The following is a 19735-nucleotide window of genomic DNA, read 5'->3' on the forward strand; positions in this document are numbered from 1 at the left end:
GCTGGCGCGTGCCGCGACCGCCTTCGGCCCGGCCCCGATCCGCGCCAACGCCCGTGAAGTCGCCACCATGGTGGCGTGGCCGCTGCTCGGTGCGGCGAAGGGGTTCCGGCCGGTGTACGACATCGACCGGGACCGGAGGCGCGCGGACACCCTCGTGGCGGCCGCGGCGGTGCCGACGCTGCTGACCGCGTTGCACCGCCTGGGCGGCGGGCTGGAGCCCGTCGAGCCGCGCGAGGACCTCTCCTACGCGGCGAACTACCTCTACATGCTGACGGGTTCGGAGCCGGAACCGCGGCGGGCGCGGGCGGTCGAGCAGTACTTGATCTCAACCATTGATCACGGCTTCAACGCATCAACCTTCACGGCGCGGGTCATCGCGTCGACCGGGGCGGATGTGGCGGCGTGTCTCGTGGGGGCCGTCGGGGCGCTGTCCGGGCCGCTGCACGGGGGTGCGCCCAGCCGGGCGCTGGACACCCTGGACGCGATCGGCACCCCCGACCGCATCGACCCGTGGATCCGCGCACGGGTACTCGCCGGCGACCGCATCATGGGCTTCGGACACGCGATCTACCGGACGGAGGACCCGCGGTCCCGGATGCTCCGTGAGATCGCCGGGCGGTTCGGCGGCCCCCGGGTCGAGTTCGCCGTCGAGGTCGAGCGCCAGGTCGAGGCGATCCTCGCCGAACTCAAGCCGGGCCGCGAACTGCACACCAACGTCGAGTTCTACGCGGGCGTCGTCATGGAACTCTGCGGTCTCCCGCGCGAGATGTTCACTCCCACCTTCGCGGCGGCACGCGCGGTGGGCTGGAGTGCCAACATCCTCGAACAGGCGGCGGACCCGAAGATCATCCGGCCGGTGGCGCGGTATGTGGGGGTGGAGGCGCCGGTGGCGGTGCCGGCGATGGGGTGAGCCAGCGTTTCGGTGCCGCGGTCTCGGCGCACGCCGGTCGCCCGGAGACCTGCTCCCGGGAAGCGGAAAGGCTCGGTACCAAGACAGGTACCGAGCCCGGGGCGCCGCATCAACGCTCTGCCGACGACTTCGACGAGGGGAGAGACCGTACGGCTCGATCCGTCACGCGTCGGGAATGTCTGCCTTGGCTCTCAGCAATGTCTCCCGGGTAATCACCACGATGCGCTCGTAGTCGGCGCGGGCGGCATCGGGCGGGAGTTGTGAGTCGAGTGAGTCGGTCACGTCCGTACCGATGATGGCGAAGTTCCCGTCGGCCAATTCGAAAATATCCGGGCAGGTTGCCCCGGTGGTGCTGCCTCGTTCGCGTGGAGAAGCGCCGAGGCGACGGACGATCTGACTCACTTTTGATTTCCCTACTGGTCTCAAGGCACAAGCGCCTGCGCACGACTGCTGCGCGGCGCGATTGCATCCCTGTAGGGCTGGGCCTCGACCGCCGGGCGGCGTGGAGCGACGAATCCTTGTGGTGGTCAACTCCTTGCGCGGTCGCGCAGTAGTCAACCTCATTCCTCTCGAAGAACGCGTCGCTTTATTCATCCGTTATCGCCCGTTGGTGTGATGTGCAGGTGCGGGCGCCGGGGTGAATCCGCGCAAGAAGGGGCGAAGGATGTCTGAGTTTACATTTCTCACCAAGGCGGGCAACCGTTATTGATCCGGCAGTTCCCCTACGACCCACCATGCCTCGGTGTCCGCGTCTTCCAGTTGGCGCAACAGCTCGTCGATCATCAGTCCGAGTTCCGCCTCTTCGGAGTTCGCGATGCTTGCGCGCTGCTGCCTGGTGGCATACCAGTATTCGCGCACGATCGGGTTCTGGAACATCCCTCGAACACTTCCGAAGAATTCTTCTCGGGTTATGTTCCCAATGCGGTAGTAGAAGAGCAGATTGGTATAGAGAACGTTTGCGAAGAGGTACTGGCGGCGTTGTTTGGGCGAGACGGGTTCCTCGTAGAGGTCCAGCACCTGGGCGAGATCGGGGTCGTCGATCGCCTTGCTGAGCAACTCCCAGTGCTGGCGCTGCTGGTTGGCCAGGTTGGTGTGCCGCTGGCTGTGGGCGTGCTCCTCCAGGTCCTCCAGGCGTATGCGCAGGGCCTTGAGCTCGTGGTGCTGCGTGGCCATGGCGGCAAGGGCGCCGATGGCCACGCCGAGCCCGGCCGCAGCCGTGGAACTCAGTCCGCGTATTCCGCGCTTCCGTGTGGCCATGTCAACCCCCGATTCAGGCGGCCGTTCCGCCGGTCGTCGGGGTGCGGGTCGACTGGAGGGGACCGGCGAGCGATGGGCGGCGCTTGCCGTCTCCCAGGGTGCCGAGCGGCTCTGATCGGCGGGGGAGGCGGAGAGGAGGCGCACGGAGGGAAGCGAGGGTCGCACGAACCGGCGCCTTGCCCAACGTCTGCCCCGCAAGCGCCGCTAACAATCGTTCACTTCGAGGGCATTGTTCCGGCTCGTATCCTGGTCCGGCATTCCAACCCCGGATGTGCGCCGGGGCCGCGATCCGGCGCACACGGCAGTGTGAAAGAGGTCGCACGTTGCGTCAGCCGAGCGGGAACACCCGGCAGATCCCGGTCGTCGTCCTGGCCGGATTCCTGGGTTCCGGCAAGACCACCCTTCTCAACCATCTCCTCCACCGCAGCGGCGGCAGCCGTATCGGAGCCGTCGTCAACGACTTCGGCGCCATCGAGATCGACGCGATGGCCGTCGCCGGCGCGCTCGGCGACTCCACCGTGTCCCTCGGCAACGGCTGCCTGTGCTGCGCCGTCGACGTCAGCGAACTGGACGGCTACCTGGCCAGGCTCGCCCACCCCGACACCGGCATCGACGTGATCGTCATCGAGGCCAGCGGACTCGCCGAGCCGCAGGAGCTCGTGCGCATGGTGCTCGCCAGCGAGCAGCCCGGGATCGTCTACGGCGGCCTCGTCGAGGTCGTCGACGCCGTCGAGTTCGACGACACCCGCGCCAGGCACCCCGAGATCGACCGGCATCTCGCCCTCGCCGACCTCGTCGTCGTCAACAAGCTGGACAGGGCGACGGATGCAGACGCCGAGCGTGTTCTCGCCGCCGTCGGGTCCCTCGTCGACCGCGCCGCCGTCGTGCCGGCCACCTACGGCCGTATCGACCCGGAGTTCCTCTTCGACTGTCGGCCGAGCGAGGAGCGCATCGGGCAACTCTCCTTCGACGACCTCCACGACCACGCCGACGCCGACGAGCACGACCACGCGGACCATCTACACACCGCCTACGACAGCCTGTCCTTCACCTCCGAAGTACCCATGGACCCCCGCCGGTTGATGACCTTCCTCGACAGCCGCCCCGAAGGGCTGTACCGGATCAAGGGGTACGTCGACTTCGGGCCGTACGACGTCCGGAACCGGTACGCCGTGCACGCCGTCGGCCGCTTCCTGCGGTTCTATCCCGAGCCGTGGGGCGCGGGCGACGACCGCCTCACCCAGCTCGTCCTCATCGGCTCCGGCATCGACGCCGCCGCCCTCGGCAAGGAGCTGGAGGTGTGCAAGGCGGACGCGAACGCCCCACACGCCGACGAGCACGGCATGTGGGGCGTCCTTCGTTACGTACCGGGATCCGAAGAGGCGTTCTAGACCGGCCCCGCCACCACCGACACCGTCTTCGGCAGCGACACGCCCGAGCCGTCGCGGCGCGGGTCGATCTCCGGGAGTTCGGCCGGGGTGCCGTTCTTCTGCGCCGCGCGGGCCGGGACGGCGCCCGCCCAGGCCAGGGACAGGCAGTCCTCGCCCTTCAGGAACCGCTGGCAGCGCACACCGCCGGTGGCCCGGCCCTTGCGCGGGTACTGGTCGAACGGGGTCAGCTTGGCCGTCGTCTGGACGGAGTCGTCGAGCGTGCCGCGCGAGCCCGCGACCGTGAAGACGACCGCGTCGGCCGCCGGGTCCACCGCGGTGAAGGAGATGACCTTCGCGCCCTCGGTGAGCTTGATGCCCGCCATACCGCCCGCCGGACGGCCCTGCGGACGGACCTGGGAGGCCTGGTAGCGCAGCAGTTGCGCGTCGTCGGTGATGAAGACCAGGTCCTCCTCACCGGTGCGCAGCTCGACCGCGCCGACGATCCGGTCTCCCTCCTTGAGCGTGATGACCTCCAACTCCTCCTTGTTGGTCGGGTAGTCGGGGACCACCCGCTTGACGACACCCTGTTCGGTGCCGAGCGCCAGGCCGGGGGAGGACTCGTCGAGCGTGATCAGGCAGACCAGCGTCTCGCCGTCCTCCAGGGAGAGGAACTCCGCCAAGGGGGCCCCGCCTGAGAGGTTCGCGCTCGACTCCGGGAGCTGCGGGAGGTCGATCACGTTCAGCCGCAGCAGGCGGCCCGCCGAGGTCACCGCGCCGATCTCGCCCCGCGCGGTGGCCGGCACCGCCGAGACGATCACGTCGTGCTTGGCGCGCTTCCCGGCGGCCTCCTCGGGGAACGGCTCGCCGTTGGCCGTACGGGCGAGCAGTCCCGTCGAGGACAGCAGCACCCGGCACGGGTCGTCCGCCACCTGGAGCGGTACGGCGGCCACCGGAGCCGTCGCGCCGTCCTCCAGCAGGACCGTGCGCCGCTCGGCGCCGTACTTCTTGGCGACCGCGGCCAGTTCGGCGGAGACCAGCTTGCGCAGCTCGGTGTCCGACTCCAGGATCCGGGTCAGTTCCGCGATCTCCGCGTTGAGCCGGTCCTTCTCCGACTCCAGCTCGATGCGGTCGAACCGGGTCAGGCGCCGCAGGGGCGTGTCCAGGATGTACTGCGTCTGGATCTCGCTCAGCGAGAAGCGCTCAATCAGGCGTTCCTTCGCCTGCGCGGAGTTGTCGCTGGAGCGGATGATGCGGATGACCTCGTCGATGTCGACCAGGGCGGTCAGCAGGCCCTCGACCAGGTGCAGCCGGTCGCGCCGCTTGGTGCGGCGGAACTCGCTGCGGCGGCGCACCACTTCGAAGCGGTGGTCGAGATAGACCTCCAGGAGCTCCTTGAGGCCCAGGGTGAGCGGCTGGCCGTCCACCAGTGCGACGTTGTTGATGCCGAAGGACTCCTCCATCGGCGTCAGCTTGTACAGCTGCTCCAGGACCGCCTCCGGCACGAAGCCGTTCTTGATCTCGATGACCAGGCGCAGGCCGTGCTCGCGGTCGGTGAGGTCCTTGACGTCGGCGATGCCCTGGAGCTTCTTCGAGCCGACCAGGTCCTTGATCTTGGCGATCACCTTCTCCGGGCCGACCGTGAAGGGCAGTTCGGTGACGACGAGGCCCTTGCGGCGCGCGGTGACCGTCTCCACCGCGACCGTGGCGCGGATCTTGAAGGTGCCGCGGCCCGTCTCGTACGCGTCCCGGATGCCCGAGAGGCCGACGATCCGGCCGCCGGTGGGCAGATCGGGGCCCGGGATGTGCTTCATCAGGGCGTCCAGGTCGGCGCCCGGGGAGCGGATCAGATGGCGGGCGGCCGCGATGACCTCGGTGAGGTTGTGCGGCGGCATGTTGGTGGCCATGCCGACGGCGATCCCGGAGGAGCCGTTGACCAGCAGGTTCGGGAAGGCGGCCGGCAGCGCGACCGGCTCCTGCTCCTGGCCGTCGTAGTTGGGCGAGAAGTCGACGGTGTCCTCGTCGATGGACTCCGTCATCAGGCTCGCGGCCTCGGCGGCACGGCACTCGGTGTACCGCATGGCGGCCGGCGGGTCGTCGTTGCCCAGCGAGCCGAAGTTGCCGTGGCCGTCGACGAGCGGGACGCGCATCGAGAAGGGCTGGGCCATGCGCACCAGGGCGTCGTAGATCGACGCGTCGCCGTGCGGGTGCAGCTTGCCCATGACCTCGCCGACCACGCGGGCGCACTTCACATAGCCGCGGTCGGGGCGCAGGCCCATCTCGTTCATCTGGTAGACGATCCGGCGGTGCACCGGCTTGAGGCCGTCGCGGGCGTCGGGCAGGGCGCGGGAGTAGATGACCGAGTACGCGTACTCGAGGTACGAGCCCTTCATCTCGTCCACGACGTCGATGTCGAGGATCCGCTCCTCGTACGAGTCGTCGGGAGGCGGGGTCTTCGTGCTGCGGCGGGCCATCGCTGCCGGCTCCTCTTTTCTGGTCGCTCGCCTACGGGTCCCACAACGGCCCTTGGCTCACTCTTGCTGAGGCGTGAACGGAGTCTGACGCGGACCATTGTGGACCGCGGCACTGACAGTCCGGGCAAGGACCCGGCGGAGCCGCCCGGCCAGGCGCCGGCACAGCCCCTTGCTCACGGATGCCCGCAGGCTACGCGATCTCGCTCTGGGCGTACGTCGGGCGGGAACTTCGCCGGGCGTCCGCACGCTTGCATACAGTGGCAGGACCGGCAGGAAAACAGCTCTACAAACCGCGGTTTCCACGACCGCGACCGCGATCGAAGGGACGTACATGCCCATGGGTCACACGGCCACAGACCAGGCAGGCACCGGAGGCCTGACAGCAACGGAGCACCGCCTGGCCAACGGCCTGCGCGTGGTGCTCTCCGAGGACCACCTGACCCCGGTCGCGGCGGTGTGCCTCTGGTACGACGTCGGCTCGCGCCACGAGGTCAAGGGCCGGACCGGCCTTGCTCACCTTTTCGAGCACCTGATGTTCCAGGGCTCCGCCCAGGTCAAGGGCAACGGCCACTTCGAACTGGTCCAGGGCGCCGGCGGCTCGCTCAACGGCACCACCAGCTTCGAACGCACCAACTACTTCGAGACCATGCCGACCCATCAGCTGGAGCTCGCCCTCTGGCTGGAGGCGGACCGCATGGGCTCCCTGCTGGCCGCCCTCGACGACGAGTCGATGGAGAACCAGCGCGACGTCGTCAAGAACGAGCGCCGGCAGCGCTACGACAACGTCCCCTACGGCACCGCCTTCGAGAAGCTCACCGCGCTCGCCTACCCCGAGGGCCACCCCTACCACCACACCCCCATCGGCTCCATGGCCGACCTGGACGCGGCCACCCTGGAGGACGCCCGCGCGTTCTTCCGCACGTACTACGCGCCCAACAACGCCGTCCTGTCGGTCGTCGGCGACATCGACCCGGAGCAGACGCTCGCCTGGATCGAGAAGTACTTCGGCTCCATCCCCTCCCACGACGGCAAGCAGCCCCCGCGTGACGGCACCCTGCCCGACGTCATCGGCGAGCAGCTGCGCGAGGTCGTCGAGGAGGAGGTCCCCGCGCGCGCGTTGATGGCCGCCTACCGGCTGCCCCACGACGGCACCCGCGAGGCCGACGCGGCCGACCTGGCCCTCACCGTCCTCGGCGGCGGCGAGTCCTCCCGCCTCTACAACCGTCTCGTACGGCGCGACCGTACGGCCGTCGCGGCGGGCTTCGGCCTGCTGCGCCTCGCCGGAGCGCCCTCCCTGGGCTGGCTCGACGTCAAGACCTCCGGGGACGTCGAGGTGCCGGTCATCGAGGCGGCCATCGACGAGGAGCTCGCCCGGTTCGCTGAGGAGGGCCCCACGGCCGAGGAAATGGAGCGCGCCCAGGCCCAGTTGGAGCGCGAGTGGCTGGACCGGCTCGGCACCGTCGCGGGCCGCGCCGACGAACTGTGCCGCTTCGCCGTCCTGTTCGGCGATCCCCAGCTCGCCCTGACCGCCGTACAGCGCGTCCTGGAGGTGACCGCCGAGGAGGTCCAGGCGGTCGCCAAGGCCAAGCTGCGTCCCGACAACCGCGCGGTGCTGGTCTACGAACCGACCGCCCCCGAAGCCACTGCCGACCAGGACGAGAACGAGGAGGCGGCCCAGTGACCGAGCTCGCCGCGATGGACTTCCACCCCCAGCCCCAGGCCGGCGAGGCCCGGCCCTGGGCCTTTCCGGCCCCCACGCGCGGAGCGCTCGGCAACGGCCTGACCGTCCTGCGCTGCCACCGCCCCGGCCAGCAGGTCGTCGCCGTCGAGGTCCTCCTGGACGCGCCCCTGGACGCCGAACCGGCCGGCCTGGACGGCGTCGCCACGATCATGGCGCGCGCCTTCTCCGAGGGCACCGACAAGCACTCCGCCGAGGAGTTCGCCGCCGAGCTGGAGCGCTGCGGCGCCACCCTCGACGCGCACGCCGACCACCCCGGCGTGCGGATCAGCCTCGAAGTCCCGGCCTCCCGCCTCGCCAAGGCGCTCGGTCTGCTCGCCGACGCCCTCAGGGCGCCCGCGTTCGCCGACAGCGAGGTCGAGCGCCTCGTCCGCAACCGCCTTGACGAGATCCCGCACGAGCTGGCCAGCCCCTCCCGCCGGGCCGCCAAGGAGCTCTCCAAGGAGCTGTTCCCGGCCGACTCTCGCGTCTCGCGCCCGCGCCAGGGCACCGAGGAGACGGTCGAGAACATCGACTCCGCCGCCGTACGCGCCTTCTACGAGAAGCACGTCCGGCCCGCCACCGCGACCGCCGTGGTCGTCGGCGACCTCACCGGCATCGACCTCGACGCGCTGCTCTCGGACACCCTCGGCTCCTGGACCGGCTCCACGGCCGAGCCGCGGCCCGTGCCGCCGGTGACCGCCGACGACACCGGCCGGGTCGTCATCGTGGACCGCCCCGGCGCCGTCCAGACCCAGCTCCTGATCGGCCGTATCGGCGCCGACCGGCACGCGCGCGTGTGGCCCGCGCAGGTGCTCGGCACCTACTGCCTCGGCGGCACCCTCACCTCCCGCCTGGACCGCGTCCTGCGCGAGGAGAAGGGCTACACCTACGGCGTACGGGCCTTCGGGCAAGTCCTCAGGTCCGCCCCGGACGGCTCGGGCGCGGCGATGCTCGCCATCAGCGGCTCCGTGGACACCCCGAACACCGGCCCGGCGCTCCAAGACCTGTGGACGGTGCTGCGCACGCTCGCCGAGGGCGGTCTCACCGACGCCGAGCGGGACGTCGCCGTACAGAACCTCGTCGGTGTGGCGCCGCTCAAGTACGAGACCGCGGCGGCCGTGGCGAGCACCCTGGCCGACCAGGTCGAGCAGCACCTGCCGGACGACTACCAGGCGACGCTGTACCAGCAGCTCGCCGCGACCGGCACCGTCGAGGCCACCGCGGCCGCCGTGAGCGCCTTCCCCGTGGACCGGCTGGTGACGGTCCTGGTCGGCGACGCGGCGCAGATCAAGGCGCCCGTCGAGGCCCTCGGCATCGGCGAGGTCAAGGTCGTCTCCGCGGAGTAGGCACACGCGCGTGCGGGGCCCTGGTGACCGGAGCGTCACCAGGGCCCTTTGATGTCCGAATTGAGGAGGAGGTTGCCTGTCTGCCCTGTGGGATGTGCAACAAAGACCTTGATCCGTTTGGGGATGGGAAGAGCCCCCGCTTAGCGTCTTCCGGGCTGTCCGTCAGGCACCGCGCCGCATCCGCGGCACCGGACAGTCATCGCCGAGTCCCCGTCTGGCGCGAGCCAGGGGAGCCGGGGACCCATCCGCAGTCCCTGGGGTGAATCGGACGCCCGCGTCCGTAGGAGACCTTCCTGCTCCGAACCCGTCAGCTAACCCGGTAGGCGAGAGGGAAGGAAAGGACCAGCCACCACATGGCGTTCACCTGCGCCACCGGGAAGCACCGACGTCCCGGCCGGATGAAGCGCACCGCCGCCCGCGCGGCGGGAGTCGCGGCCCTGGCCACCACCGGCGTCATCGGCACCATCGCCGCCCCCGCGTTCGCCGCCGAGAACTCCGTCGAGCAGACCGGCCTCACTCCGGTCATCAGCGTCGGCGACACCGTCGCCGCCCAGATCGACGCCCAGGCCACCGCCCAGCAGGAGGCCGCCGAGCACAAGGCGGCCGTGGCGGCCGCGAAGAAGAAGGCCGCCGAGCGCGCCAAGGAGGAGCGCGAGGCCAAGGAGCGCGCCGCCCGCGAGGCCGAGCGCAAGCGCCTCAACGCCTTCGTCGCCCCGATCTCCGGCTCGTACATCTCCACCGGCTACAAGACCGGCGGCTCCCTGTGGTCCTCCGGCAGCCACACCGGCGTCGACTTCCACGCGGCCAGCGGCACCTCCGTGCACGCGGTCGGCCGCGGCACCGTCGTGGAGGCCGGCTGGGGAGGGTCGTACGGGAACCAGATCGTGATCAGGATGGCCGACGGCACGTACACCCAGTACGGCCACCTGTCGTCCATCGGCGTCTCGGTCGGCCAGTCGGTCACCCCCGGGCAGCAGATCGGCCTCTCCGGCGCGACCGGCAACGTCACCGGGCCGCACCTGCACTTCGAGGCCCGCACCACCCCCGAGTACGGCTCGGACATCGACCCCGTCTCCTACCTGCGCTCGCACGGCGTGAACGTCTGACGACGTACGGCGAGATCCATCACGAGCCCCGGCCGCCCCGGCCGGGGTTTTCGTCGTTTTGGGACCCCCGCTGTCCAAAAAATATCCCTGGATTCCGGCCCGGCATCGGAAATTCCGGCTCATTGCAATAGAGTCACGGAACACACGTCAATCGGCGACGTTTCACGGGGATTAAGACGGAGGTCGGACATGCGTATTCCGGCGCACTCGGTATGCACGGCGATCCGGGACGACATCGTCGCGGGTGTCTACGAGCGCGGGAGCCGGCTCACCGAGGAACTGCTCGCCCGCCGCTACGGCGTCTCCCGCGTCCCCGTCCGGGAGGCCCTGCGCACCCTGGAGGCCGAGGGCTTCGTGGTGACGCGGCGGCACGCGGGCGCGTGCGTCGCCGAACCGACCGAGCAGGAGGGTGCCGACCTCCTGGAGATGCGCATGCTCCTGGAGCCGCTCGGCGCCGCACGGGCCGCCCAGCGTCGCACCGAGGCCCATCTGAAGGTGCTGCGCGGGCTGGTCCGGCTGGGCCAGGAGCGGGCCAGGAGGGGCAACAGCGAGGATCTGCGCTCCTTGGGCGGCTGGTTCCACGAGACGCTCGCCCAGGCCTCGGGCAGCCCCGCGCTGTCCTCCCTGCTGACCCAGCTGCGCCACAAGATCGCCTGGATGTACGTCGTGGACGCGCCCGCCAACCCGGTGGAGTCCTGGGCGGAGCACGGCGCGATCGTGGACGCGGTGGCACGCGGGGACGGCGAGCGCGCGCGGGCGATCACGGCGCTGCACACCGAGCGCTCGGGCGCCGCGCACCGGCCGCGGTTCCCCGGGGGCGGCGACCGCGCGGAGCGTGTGAGGACCTCGCAACATTCTGTAAACGTGACCGGTCTGCGGCATTAACACGGGCGCCGTATACAAAGAGGGGGAAATTCGCGGGGGATTATTTCTGCTGCCCGCGAGAGTGGTGCGCGAGGGAAATGCGAAGGGCCCGCCCGATAATTCGGACGAGCCCCTCGGTGCTTTTTTGCGTGTGCGTTGCTCAGACGGTCTCGGGCAGTTCCTCGAGTCCCTCGGAGACGAGCTTCGCGAGCCGGTCGAGGGCCACGTCCGCGCCCTCCGCGTCGGAGGCGAGGACGATCTCCTCGCCGCCCTGGGCGCCCAGGCCCAGGACCGCCAGCATGGAGGCCGCGTTGACGGGGTTGCCGTCGGCCTTGGCGATCGTCACCGGGATACCTGCGGCCGTGGCGGCCCGGACGAAGATGGAAGCGGGGCGGGCGTGGAGGCCCTCGGCCCAGCCGACGTTGACGCGGCGCTCAGCCATGTGATGCTGCCCTTCGGTGTTCAGGGTTGTCTAGACCAGTTTCCCACACATGAAGCCACTCCGGAGGGGCCCGAAGTCCCTTCCGGGGCAGGCGGTCGGACCGCGGCCTCGGCCCGACCTCCGTCCTTGCGCGCCCGCGCGCGTTCTCCACAGGCTGCCTCGCGCCGTTGTCGTACGCGAGCCGTACTCTGGGGCCCATGCAGAGCGCGTCGGACCGGCACGAGTACCCCGCCCACTGGGAGGCCGACGTGGTGCTGCGCGACGGCGGCACCGCACGCATCCGGCCCATCACCGTCGACGACGCCGATCGCCTCGTCAGCTTCTACGAGCAGGTCTCGGACGAGTCGAAGTACTACCGCTTCTTCGCGCCCTACCCTCGCCTGTCCGCCAAGGACGTCCACCGCTTCACGCACCACGACTTTGTGGACCGGGTGGGTCTCGCCGCCACGGTCGGCGGCGAGTTCATCGCCACCGTACGCTACGACCGGATCGGCGCCGACGGAATGCCCGCGTCGTCCCCGGCCGACGAGGCCGAGGTCGCCTTCCTCGTCCAGGACGCCCACCAGGGGCGCGGTGTCGCCTCCGCCCTGCTCGAACACATCGGGGCCGTCGCCCGCGAGCGCGGCATCCGGCGCTTCGCCGCCGAGGTGCTGCCCGCCAACGTGAAGATGATCAAGGTGTTCACGGACGCCGGGTACACCCAGAAGCGCAGCTTCGAGGACGGCGTCGTCCGCCTGGAGTTCGACCTGGAGCCCACCGACCGCTCGCTCGCCGTGCAGTACGCGCGCGAGCAGCGCGCCGAGTCGCGGTCCGTGCAGCGGCTGCTCGCCCCCGGCTCGGTCGCCGTCGTCGGCGTCGGCCGCACCCCCGGCGGCGTGGGCCGCAGCGTGCTCACCAACATCCGGGACTACGGCTTCACCGGCCGCCTGTACGCCGTGAACAAGGCGTTCCCCGAGGGGCAGAAGGAACTCGGCGGCATCCCCGCGCACCGCTCGGTGCGGGACATCGACGGCCCCGTCGACCTCGCGGTCGTCGCCGTGCCCGCCGAGCACGTCCCCGAGGTCGTCGCCGACTGCGGGGCCCACGGCGTGCAGGGCCTCGTCGTGCTCTCCGCCGGGTACGCCGAGAGCGGTCCCGACGGGCGCGAGCGCCAGCGTGAACTCGTGCGGCACGCGCGCGCGTACGGCATGCGGATCATCGGGCCGAACGCCTTCGGGATCATCAACACCTCGGCGGACGTCCGGCTGAACGCCTCGCTCGCCCCCGAGGCGCCCCGCCCCGGCCGGATCGGCCTGTTCGCCCAGTCCGGCGCCATCGGCATCGCCCTGCTCTCCCGGCTGCACCGGCGCGGCGGCGGGGTCACCGGCGTCACCGGCGTGTCCACCTTCGTCTCCTCCGGCAACCGCGCGGACGTCTCCGGCAACGACGTCCTCCAGTACTGGTACGAGGACCCCGACACCGACGTCGTCCTCATGTACCTGGAGTCCATCGGCAACCCCCGCAAGTTCACCCGCCTCGCCCGGCGTACGGCGGCGGCGAAGCCGCTGGTCGTCGTGCAGGGCGCGGGAACCGCCCCGCAGGGACACGCCGTCCGCGCGACCCGGCTGCCGCACGCCACCGTGTCGGCGCTGCTGCGGCAGGCCGGCGTGATCCGCGTGGACACCATCACCGAACTGGTCGATACCGGCCTGCTGCTCGCCCGCCAGCCGCTGCCCGCAGGACCCCGGGTGGCGATCCTCGGCAACTCCGAGTCGCTCGGGCTGCTGACGTACGACGCGTGCGTGGCCGAGGACCTCAGGCCGACGCACCCGCTGGACCTGACGACGGCGGCCACACCGGAGGACTTCCACGCGGCCCTCGCGCGCGCGTTGGCGGACGACTCCTGCGACGCGGTGGTCGTGACGGCGATCCCGGCCGTCGGGGAGGGCATCGCCGAGGCGTCCGGCCCGGCCGGGTCCACCGGGGACGCGGCGCTGGCGGAGGCGCTGCGCTCGGCCGCCGAGCGGGTGCCGGGCAAGCCGGTGCTGGTGGTCCACGTCGAGCTGGGCGGCCTCGCGGAGGCCCTGTCGGCGGCGACGAGCACGGCACCGCAGGCCGCCACCGGCCCGGCGGCGATCCGTGCCGACCACCCCTTCCGCGCCCTGGACCGGCTCCGCGCCGTCCCGGCCCCCGAGGAGCCGCCCGCCCCGGAGAACGCCCCTCGCCTCATCCCCGCCTACCCCGCCGCCGAGCGCGCCGTGAAGGCCCTCGCCGACGCCGTCCAGTACGCCCAATGGCGACGCGAGGCGGCCGAGCCCGGCAAGGTTCCCGAGTCCATCGACGCGGCCATCGACGAGAAGGGCGCCGCCGCGCTGATCGACGGGCTGCTCACGCGCGGGCAGGGCCTCACCCTCGCCGCCGAGGACACCTGTGAACTGCTCGGCAAGTACGGCGTCCAGGTCCACCGCGCCCTGCCCGCCTCCACCCCCGACGCCGCCGTCGCGGCCGCCCGCACCCTCGGCTACCCGGTCGCCCTCAAGGCCACCGCCCCGCACCTGCGCCACCGCGCCGACCTCGGCGGCGTACGCCTGGACCTCGCCGACGAGGAGCAGCTGCGGCGGGCGTACGCCGAACTCGCCGAGTTCTTCGGCACCCCCGACGAACTGCGGCCCGTGGTCCAGGGGATGGCCCCGCGCGGGGTGGACACGGTGATCAGGGCGGTCATCGACCCGGCCGCCGGCGCGGTGCTGACCTTCGGGCTCGCCGGGGCCGCCTCGCAGCTGCTCGGCGACACCGGGCACCGGCTGATTCCGGTCACCGACCGAGAAGCCGCCTCTCTGGTCCGGTCGATCCGGACGGCCCCCCTCCTGTTCGGCTGGCGCGGCTCCGCCCCCGTCGACACACCCGCCCTGGAAGAGCTGTTGCTGCGGGTGTCCCGGCTGGTCGACGACCATCCCGAGGTCGTCGCGGTCACCCTGGAGCCGGTCGTCGTCGCCCAGCGCGGCCTGAGCGTCCTCGGCGCCTCCGTACGGCTCGCCCCGCCGCCCGCCCGCGACGACCTCGGCCCGCGCACGCTCCCCGCGTACTGACGCGTGTACTGACCGGCCGCGACCGGTGCCTCGCAGTCAGTGCGCCCCCGTAGGATGGACGTCATGGCCAAGACCAGTACGACGACCCAGGGGCTGCGCGCGGCGATCGAGCGCAGCGGCTACTACCCCGCCCTCGTGGCGGAGGCGGTGGAGGCCGCCGTCGGCGGTGACTCCATCAGGTCGTACCTGGTCCACCAGGAGACGACGTTCGACCAGAACGAGGTGCGGCGGCATGTGACCGTGCTGGTCCTCACCGGCAACCGCTTCATCGTCAGCCACACCGATGAGCAGGCCGCCGACAGCACGTCGCCGACGCCGTACGCCACCACCTCCACCGAGTCCGTGAAGCTCGGCCGGATCTCGTCCGTCGTGATCAGCCGTGTCGTCGCCAACCCGGAGCAGTACCAGCCGGGCACCCTGCCCCGCGAGGTCGTGCTGACCATCGGCTGGGGCGCCGTCTCCCGCATCGACCTGGAGCCCGCGGCCTGCGGCGACCCCAACTGCGAGGCGGACCACGGCTACACGGGCAACTCCACGGCCGACGACCTGAGCCTGCGCGTCAGCGAGGCCGGGGACGGCCCGGACACCGTGCGCCAGGCGCTCGCCTTCGCCCAGGCGATCTCCGAGGCGACCGCGGACGTCACCCGCTGATGGCGCAGCCCGCCTCCGCCTGGGACCACCCGGAACCCCTCGCCCTCGACACCGCCCCCGTCCCCGAGTACGGCAGCGGCTCCCTCGCCGACCTGCTGCCCACGCTCGCCGCCGGCATGGCCGTACCGGGCACGACCGCGGCGATCACCGAACTCACGCCCGCCGACCGGAACTGCGTGTTCCTGATCGACGGGCTCGGCTGGGAGCAGCTGAGGGCGCACCCGGACGAGGCGCCCTTCATGACCTCGCTGATCCCCACCTCGCGCGGCGGCACCGGCCGCCCGCTGACGACCGGCTACCCGGCGACCACCGCGACCTCCCTGGCCTCCGTCGGCACCGGCAAGCCACCGGGAGCGCACGGCCTGCCCGGCTACACCGTGCGCAACCCGGCCACCGGCGAGCTGATGAACCAGCTGCGCTGGCAGCCCTGGACCGCGCCGCACGTCTGGCAGCCGTACCCCACCGTCTTCCAAATCGCCGACCGGGCAGGGGTGCACGCGGCCCAGGTCTCCTCGCCCACCTTCCAGAACACCCCGCTGACCAAGGTCGCGCTGAGCGGCGGAACGTTCCACGGGCGACTGTCCGGCGAGGACCGCATGGACCTCGCGGCCCGGCAACTGGCCGAGGGCGACCGCTCGTTGGTCTACACGTACTACGCCGAGGTCGACGGCGCGGGCCACCGCTTCGGCGTCGACTCCGACACCTGGCGCGGGCAGTTGATGTACGTCGACCGGCTCGTCCAGCGCCTCGCCGAGCAACTGCCCCCGCGCAGCGCGCTGTACGTCACCGCCGACCACGGCATGATCGACGTCCCCTTCGACGAGCAGCACCGCATCGACTTCGACGAGGACTGGGAACTGCGCGCCGGGGTCGCCCTGTTGGGCGGCGAGGGCCGGGCCCGCCATGTGTACGCCGTGCCGGGCGCCGCGGGTGACGTCCTGACCTGCTGGCGCGAGGTGCTCGGCGAGCAGTTCTGGGTCGCCTCGCGCGAGGAGGCGATCGCCGCGGGCTGGTTCGGGCCGCCGGACGGCTTCGACGAGCGGGTGTACGACCGGATCGGCGACGTGGTCGCCGCCGCGCGCGACGACGTCCTCCTCATCGCCTCCGAGCGGGAGCCGAAGGAGTCGGCGATGGTCGGCAACCACGGTTCGATGACCCCCGCCGAGCAGCTGGTCCCGCTGCTCGAAGTACGCTCCTGAAGCCCGTCCTGTCCCCCCTTCGCCGAAAGGTGCTCGACTCACCATGCCCGAGCTGGTGTTCTTCTCCGGAACCATGGACTGCGGGAAGTCCACGCTGGCTCTCCAGATCGAGCACAACCGCTCGGCACGCGGTCTCCAGGGCGTGATCTTCACCCGCGACGACCGCGCGGGGGAGGGGAAGCTGTCCTCGCGGCTCGGTCTCGTGACGGAGGCGGTCGAGGCGGGGGTCGGCATGGACCTGTACGCCTATGTCGTCGCCGAGTTGGAGGCGGGCCGCAAGGTCGACTACCTCATCGTCGACGAGGCGCAGTTCCTGGCGCCGGAGCAGATCGACCAGTTGGCGTGCGCCGTCGACGATCTCGGCCTCGACGTCTACGCGTTCGGCATCACCACCGACTTCCGCACCAAGCTGTTCCCCGGCTCCCAGCGGCTCATCGAACTCGCGGACCGCATAGAGACGCTCCAGGTCGAGGCCATGTGCTGGTGCGGCGCCCGCGCCACGCACAACGCCCGTACGGTGGGCGGCGAGATGGTCGTCGAGGGCGAACAGGTCGTCGTCGGCGACGTCAACCGCCCCGCCGAGGAAGTCGGCTACGAGGTCCTGTGCCGCCGCCACCACCGCCACCGCATGACGAGCGTGTCGGAGTCGGTCACGACCTGAGGGCGGGGCGCACGGTCCATTCGCCTACGTCGTCGGAGAAGCCGCTGTCCATCGAGAACTGCACAGCCACGACCCGGGAGCCGTCGGGGACCTCGAAGGTGAGGTAGCCACGGGCCGACGAGCCAGGGCGGATGGTGACACTGCCGGGGAATTCCGGCCCCGCCGTCGTGGTCTCGAAGAGCGACGCGCTGAACCGCTGGTCGTCCTGGTCGATCACGGCCCCGGGTCCGGTTTGAACAGGGAGTTCTCCGCCCGCGCCGGATCGACGACCTTCGTTACGGTCACGTCCAGCTCCTCGCCCCCCTTGAAGCCCGGTCAGGCTCAACATGTCCCCGACATCCCCGTCGGCGTCCAAACCCGGTGTCCGGAGCAGCAGATACGACCATCGTCCGCCTGTACGGCGAGCCGGGACTGGTCAGTGGGGGAGTTCCAGGAGGGAGAAGCGGGCGCCCTCCGGGTCCGAGACCGTGGAGGCGCGGCCGTGGGGGGTGTCGCGGGGTGGGGTCAGGACGTGGCCGCCGAGGTCCACCAGAAGGTGGGTCGTGGCGTCCGCGTCGGCCACCTGGAAGTACGTCATCCAGTGCGGCCCCCGGTCGCGGGGCAGGGCCGTGCCGGCGCCGTGGATGCCGGCGACCGGGCGGCCGTCGGCAAGGAGCGTCACGTCGTCGGAGTCGGCGGAGACGACCGGCTCCTCCGCGTAGTCGAACACCGTTTCGTAGAACTTGGCCACACTCGCCGACTCGAAGGTCACCAGCTCGTGCCAGACGGGAGTCCCCGGCACCCCCGTGACCGACGTGCCCAGATGCCCCGCCGCCTGCCACACGCCGAACACCGCGCCCGCCGGGTCGGAGCCGATCACCAGCCGCCCCGCCTCCCCGGCGTCCAGCGGCCCCACCCCGACCGTGCCGCCGCACAGCCGTACCGTCTCGGCCGTCAGGTCCACGTCGTCGGAGGCGAGATACGGCGTCCAGGCGATGGGCAGATGCCGGTCCGGCGGCAACTGGCCGATCCCGGCGACGTCCTCGCCGTCCAGCAGCGCCCGCACGTACGGCCCGAGCTGCTGCGGTCCCGGCACGAACTCCCAGCCGAACAGCGACCCGTAGAACTCCTGGGTCGTGGCCACCCCGTGCACCATCAGGCTCACCCAGCAGGGCGTGCCGGGTGTGTGCCGAGCGTGCGGGGCGGCCGACCCCTGTGTCCCGGTCATCGTCACTCTCTCCTCGGCCTCTCTTGGTGGCCGTGTCGCGTCCGCCGTCCGGATCTCCGTGCCGATGCTCGCACCACCGGCGCCCACGCGCGCTCCGGGCGCGCCGCCCGCGGGATGCCCGTACGGCGCCCACGGACGGCCGTCGGCTGTACAGCATGTGCCCGATCCCGTACGCCTCGTGACCGGGCCTGTCCGGCGGAGCAGAGTAGCCGGACATGGAGGAGGCGGCCACCCCGTGCGCAAGGATGGTGGCCATGAACGCCATCATCTCCGCATCCGAACTCGTGAGCGACCTGGCGGGGGCCAACCCGCCGGTCCTGCTCGACGTCCGCTGGCAGTTGAGCGTCCCCGGCACCCAGGCGCCTTTCGACGCCCGGGCCGCGTACGCGGCCGGCCACCTCCCCGGCGCGGTCTTCGTCGACCTGGACAAGGAGCTGGCGGGCCCGTCCGTCGGCCGCGGTCGCCACCCGTTGCCCGACCTCGCGGTGTTCGGAGCCGCGATGCGCCGGGCGGGTGTCTCCGCGGCCAGGCCGGTCGTCGTGTACGACGGCGGACAGGGCTGGGCGGCCGCCCGCGCGTGGTGGCTGCTGCGCTGGACGGGTCACCCGGACGTGCGGGTCCTCGACGGCGGGTTGCCCTCCTGGGAGGGACAGCTCCAGTCCTCTGTGCCGGGTCCGGCCCCCGCCGAGGGCGACTTCGAACCGGTGCCGGGCGCGACGGGCCTCCTGGACGCGGACGCCGCCGCGGCGCTGGCCCGCAGCGGTGTGCTGCTGGACGCCCGCGCGGGGGAGCGGTACCGCGGCGAGGTCGAGCCGATCGACCGGGTCGGCGGCCACATCCCGGGCGCCCGCTCCGCGCCGACCACCGACAACGTGGGCCCCGACGGCCGTTTCCGCCCCGCCGAGGACCTGGCCGCCCGCTTCAAGTCCCTGGGCGCCGACGGCGGCACCGAGGTCGGCGTCTACTGCGGCTCCGGGGTCTCCGGCGCCCACCAGGTGCTCGCGCTGGCGGTCGCGGGTGTGGACGCGGCGCTGTACGTCGGTTCGTGGTCCGAGTGGTCCTCGGACCCGGAGCGGCCGGTGGCGGTGGGCCCCGACCCGCAGTGACGTGACAAACAGGGCCGCGCTCGACGAGCGCGGCCCTGATCGTCGTACGACGGACTACTCCTGCTTCTTGCGCCGGGTCCCGAACACGATCTCGTCCCAGCTCGGGACCGCCGCACGGCGGCCCGGGCGGACGCCGTCGGCCTCAGCCTGGCGGTCGGTGGCGCCGATCAGACGGTCCCGGTGGGCGCTCACCGAACGCGGCATCAGGACGTCCGCGTAGGCGGAGCCGGCCGAGGCCGCGGGAGCCGGCGGCTCCTCCGCCTGGTGAAGTCCGTGAAGGGGTCGCCGTCGATGACGGTCAGGTCGGCGCGCCGGCCCTGCTCGACCGTGCCGAGGTCGCGGTCGAGGCCGAAGAGG

Annotated in this window: 17 protein-coding genes, 1 pseudogene and 1 riboswitch; of the genes and pseudogenes, 11 read left to right on the plus strand and 7 right to left on the minus strand. The window is 71.5% G+C overall.

What is annotated here, in order from left to right:
- A partial coding sequence (locus ABZ896_RS45300) for a citrate/2-methylcitrate synthase (RefSeq protein ID WP_360942663.1) occupies positions 1 to 910 on the plus strand: 910 nt, incomplete at its 5' end.
- 162 nt (positions 911 to 1072) lie between these two features.
- Here the strand turns inward: ABZ896_RS45300 and ABZ896_RS45305 are convergent.
- Together ABZ896_RS45305 and ABZ896_RS45310 are read right to left on the minus strand one after the other, a co-directional pair.
- On the minus strand, positions 1073 to 1312 hold the full coding sequence (locus ABZ896_RS45305) for a hypothetical protein (RefSeq protein ID WP_360942666.1): 240 nt from the start codon (positions 1310 to 1312) through the stop codon (positions 1073 to 1075).
- A 300-nt stretch (positions 1313 to 1612) separates the two neighbouring features.
- Positions 1613 to 2167 carry a DUF6082 family protein gene (locus ABZ896_RS45310; protein ID WP_360942669.1) on the minus strand — a complete coding sequence of 185 codons (555 nt, stop codon included), beginning with the start codon at positions 2165 to 2167 and terminating at the stop codon, positions 1613 to 1615.
- A gap of 323 nt (positions 2168 to 2490) precedes the next feature.
- Between ABZ896_RS45310 and ABZ896_RS45315 the strand changes: the two genes are divergently transcribed.
- Positions 2491 to 3558 carry a GTP-binding protein gene (locus ABZ896_RS45315; RefSeq protein WP_360942672.1) on the plus strand — a complete coding sequence of 356 codons (1068 nt, stop codon included), beginning with the start codon at positions 2491 to 2493 and terminating at the stop codon, positions 3556 to 3558.
- Here ABZ896_RS45315 and ABZ896_RS45320 read toward each other — a convergent pair.
- Entirely contained in the window at positions 3555 to 6008 is a 2454-nt protein-coding gene (locus ABZ896_RS45320; protein WP_360942675.1) for a DNA topoisomerase IV subunit A, read from the minus strand. The genes ABZ896_RS45315 and ABZ896_RS45320 overlap by 4 nt on opposite strands.
- A 337-nt stretch (positions 6009 to 6345) precedes the next feature.
- On the opposite strand from ABZ896_RS45320, the gene ABZ896_RS45325 reads away from it, so the two are divergent.
- The 4 genes from ABZ896_RS45325 to ABZ896_RS45340 all read left to right on the plus strand — a co-directional run bounded on the left by ABZ896_RS45325 (position 6346) and on the right by ABZ896_RS45340 (position 11065).
- The gene (locus ABZ896_RS45325; protein ID WP_360942702.1) at positions 6346 to 7689 is read left to right on the plus strand and encodes a pitrilysin family protein; all 1344 of its coding nucleotides are present in this window, start codon (positions 6346 to 6348) and stop codon (positions 7687 to 7689) included.
- Entirely contained in the window at positions 7686 to 9074 is a 1389-nt protein-coding gene (locus ABZ896_RS45330; RefSeq protein ID WP_360942678.1) for a pitrilysin family protein, read from the plus strand. The genes ABZ896_RS45325 and ABZ896_RS45330 overlap by 4 nt, the downstream gene beginning before the upstream one ends.
- 190 nt (positions 9075 to 9264) lie before the next feature.
- A riboswitch (cyclic di-AMP (ydaO/yuaA leader) is annotated at positions 9265 to 9415 on the plus strand.
- A gap of 12 nt (positions 9416 to 9427) precedes the next feature.
- Positions 9428 to 10180 (plus strand): M23 family metallopeptidase, encoded by a 753-nt coding sequence (locus ABZ896_RS45335; RefSeq protein ID WP_360942681.1) that lies wholly within the window; start codon positions 9428 to 9430, stop codon positions 10178 to 10180.
- A gap of 189 nt (positions 10181 to 10369) precedes the next feature.
- Positions 10370 to 11065, plus strand: coding sequence for a GntR family transcriptional regulator (locus ABZ896_RS45340; RefSeq protein WP_360942684.1), 696 nt, complete (start codon positions 10370 to 10372; stop codon positions 11063 to 11065).
- A 139-nt stretch (positions 11066 to 11204) separates the two neighbouring features.
- Here the strand turns inward: ABZ896_RS45340 and ABZ896_RS45345 are convergent, their stop codons facing one another.
- Positions 11205 to 11486 carry an HPr family phosphocarrier protein gene (locus ABZ896_RS45345; protein WP_067441040.1) on the minus strand — a complete coding sequence of 94 codons (282 nt, stop codon included), beginning with the start codon at positions 11484 to 11486 and terminating at the stop codon, positions 11205 to 11207.
- 197 nt (positions 11487 to 11683) lie between these two features.
- Between ABZ896_RS45345 and ABZ896_RS45350 the strand changes: the two genes are divergently transcribed.
- The 4 genes from ABZ896_RS45350 to ABZ896_RS45365 are packed head-to-tail and all read left to right on the plus strand — an operon-like array spanning position 11684 to position 17065.
- A complete protein-coding gene (locus tag ABZ896_RS45350; RefSeq protein ID WP_360942687.1) occupies positions 11684 to 14554 on the plus strand; it encodes a GNAT family N-acetyltransferase in 2871 nt (956 codons plus the stop codon).
- 54 nt (positions 14555 to 14608) lie between these two features.
- Positions 14609 to 15205 (plus strand): DUF5998 family protein, encoded by a 597-nt coding sequence (locus ABZ896_RS45355; RefSeq protein WP_360942705.1) that lies wholly within the window; start codon positions 14609 to 14611, stop codon positions 15203 to 15205.
- Positions 15205 to 16404, plus strand: coding sequence for a nucleotide pyrophosphatase/phosphodiesterase family protein (locus ABZ896_RS45360; RefSeq protein WP_360942690.1), 1200 nt, complete (start codon positions 15205 to 15207; stop codon positions 16402 to 16404). The genes ABZ896_RS45355 and ABZ896_RS45360 overlap by 1 nt, the downstream gene beginning before the upstream one ends.
- A 43-nt stretch (positions 16405 to 16447) precedes the next feature.
- Positions 16448 to 17065 carry a thymidine kinase gene (locus ABZ896_RS45365; RefSeq protein WP_360942693.1) on the plus strand — a complete coding sequence of 206 codons (618 nt, stop codon included), beginning with the start codon at positions 16448 to 16450 and terminating at the stop codon, positions 17063 to 17065.
- Here ABZ896_RS45365 and ABZ896_RS45370 read toward each other — a convergent pair.
- Together ABZ896_RS45370 and ABZ896_RS45375 are read right to left on the minus strand one after the other, a co-directional pair.
- A complete protein-coding gene (locus ABZ896_RS45370; RefSeq protein ID WP_360942696.1) occupies positions 17055 to 17282 on the minus strand; it encodes a hypothetical protein in 228 nt (75 codons plus the stop codon). The genes ABZ896_RS45365 and ABZ896_RS45370 overlap by 11 nt on opposite strands.
- A gap of 198 nt (positions 17283 to 17480) precedes the next feature.
- The gene (locus ABZ896_RS45375) at positions 17481 to 18272 is read right to left on the minus strand and encodes a VOC family protein (protein WP_360942699.1); all 792 of its coding nucleotides are present in this window, start codon (positions 18270 to 18272) and stop codon (positions 17481 to 17483) included.
- A 245-nt stretch (positions 18273 to 18517) separates the two neighbouring features.
- Between ABZ896_RS45375 and ABZ896_RS45380 the strand changes: the two genes are divergently transcribed.
- The gene (locus ABZ896_RS45380; protein WP_360942708.1) at positions 18518 to 19378 is read left to right on the plus strand and encodes a sulfurtransferase; all 861 of its coding nucleotides are present in this window, start codon (positions 18518 to 18520) and stop codon (positions 19376 to 19378) included.
- Between the two features lie 54 nt (positions 19379 to 19432).
- Here the strand turns inward: ABZ896_RS45380 and ABZ896_RS45385 are convergent.
- Positions 19433 to 19639, minus strand: a pseudogene (locus ABZ896_RS45385) (DUF3071 domain-containing protein); the annotation flags it as partial.
- Positions 19640 to 19735: the final 96 nt, after the last annotated feature.

It is taken from the genome of Streptomyces sp. NPDC047072 (assembly GCF_040643855.1).
Classification (GTDB): Bacteria; Actinomycetota; Actinomycetes; order Streptomycetales; family Streptomycetaceae; genus Streptomyces.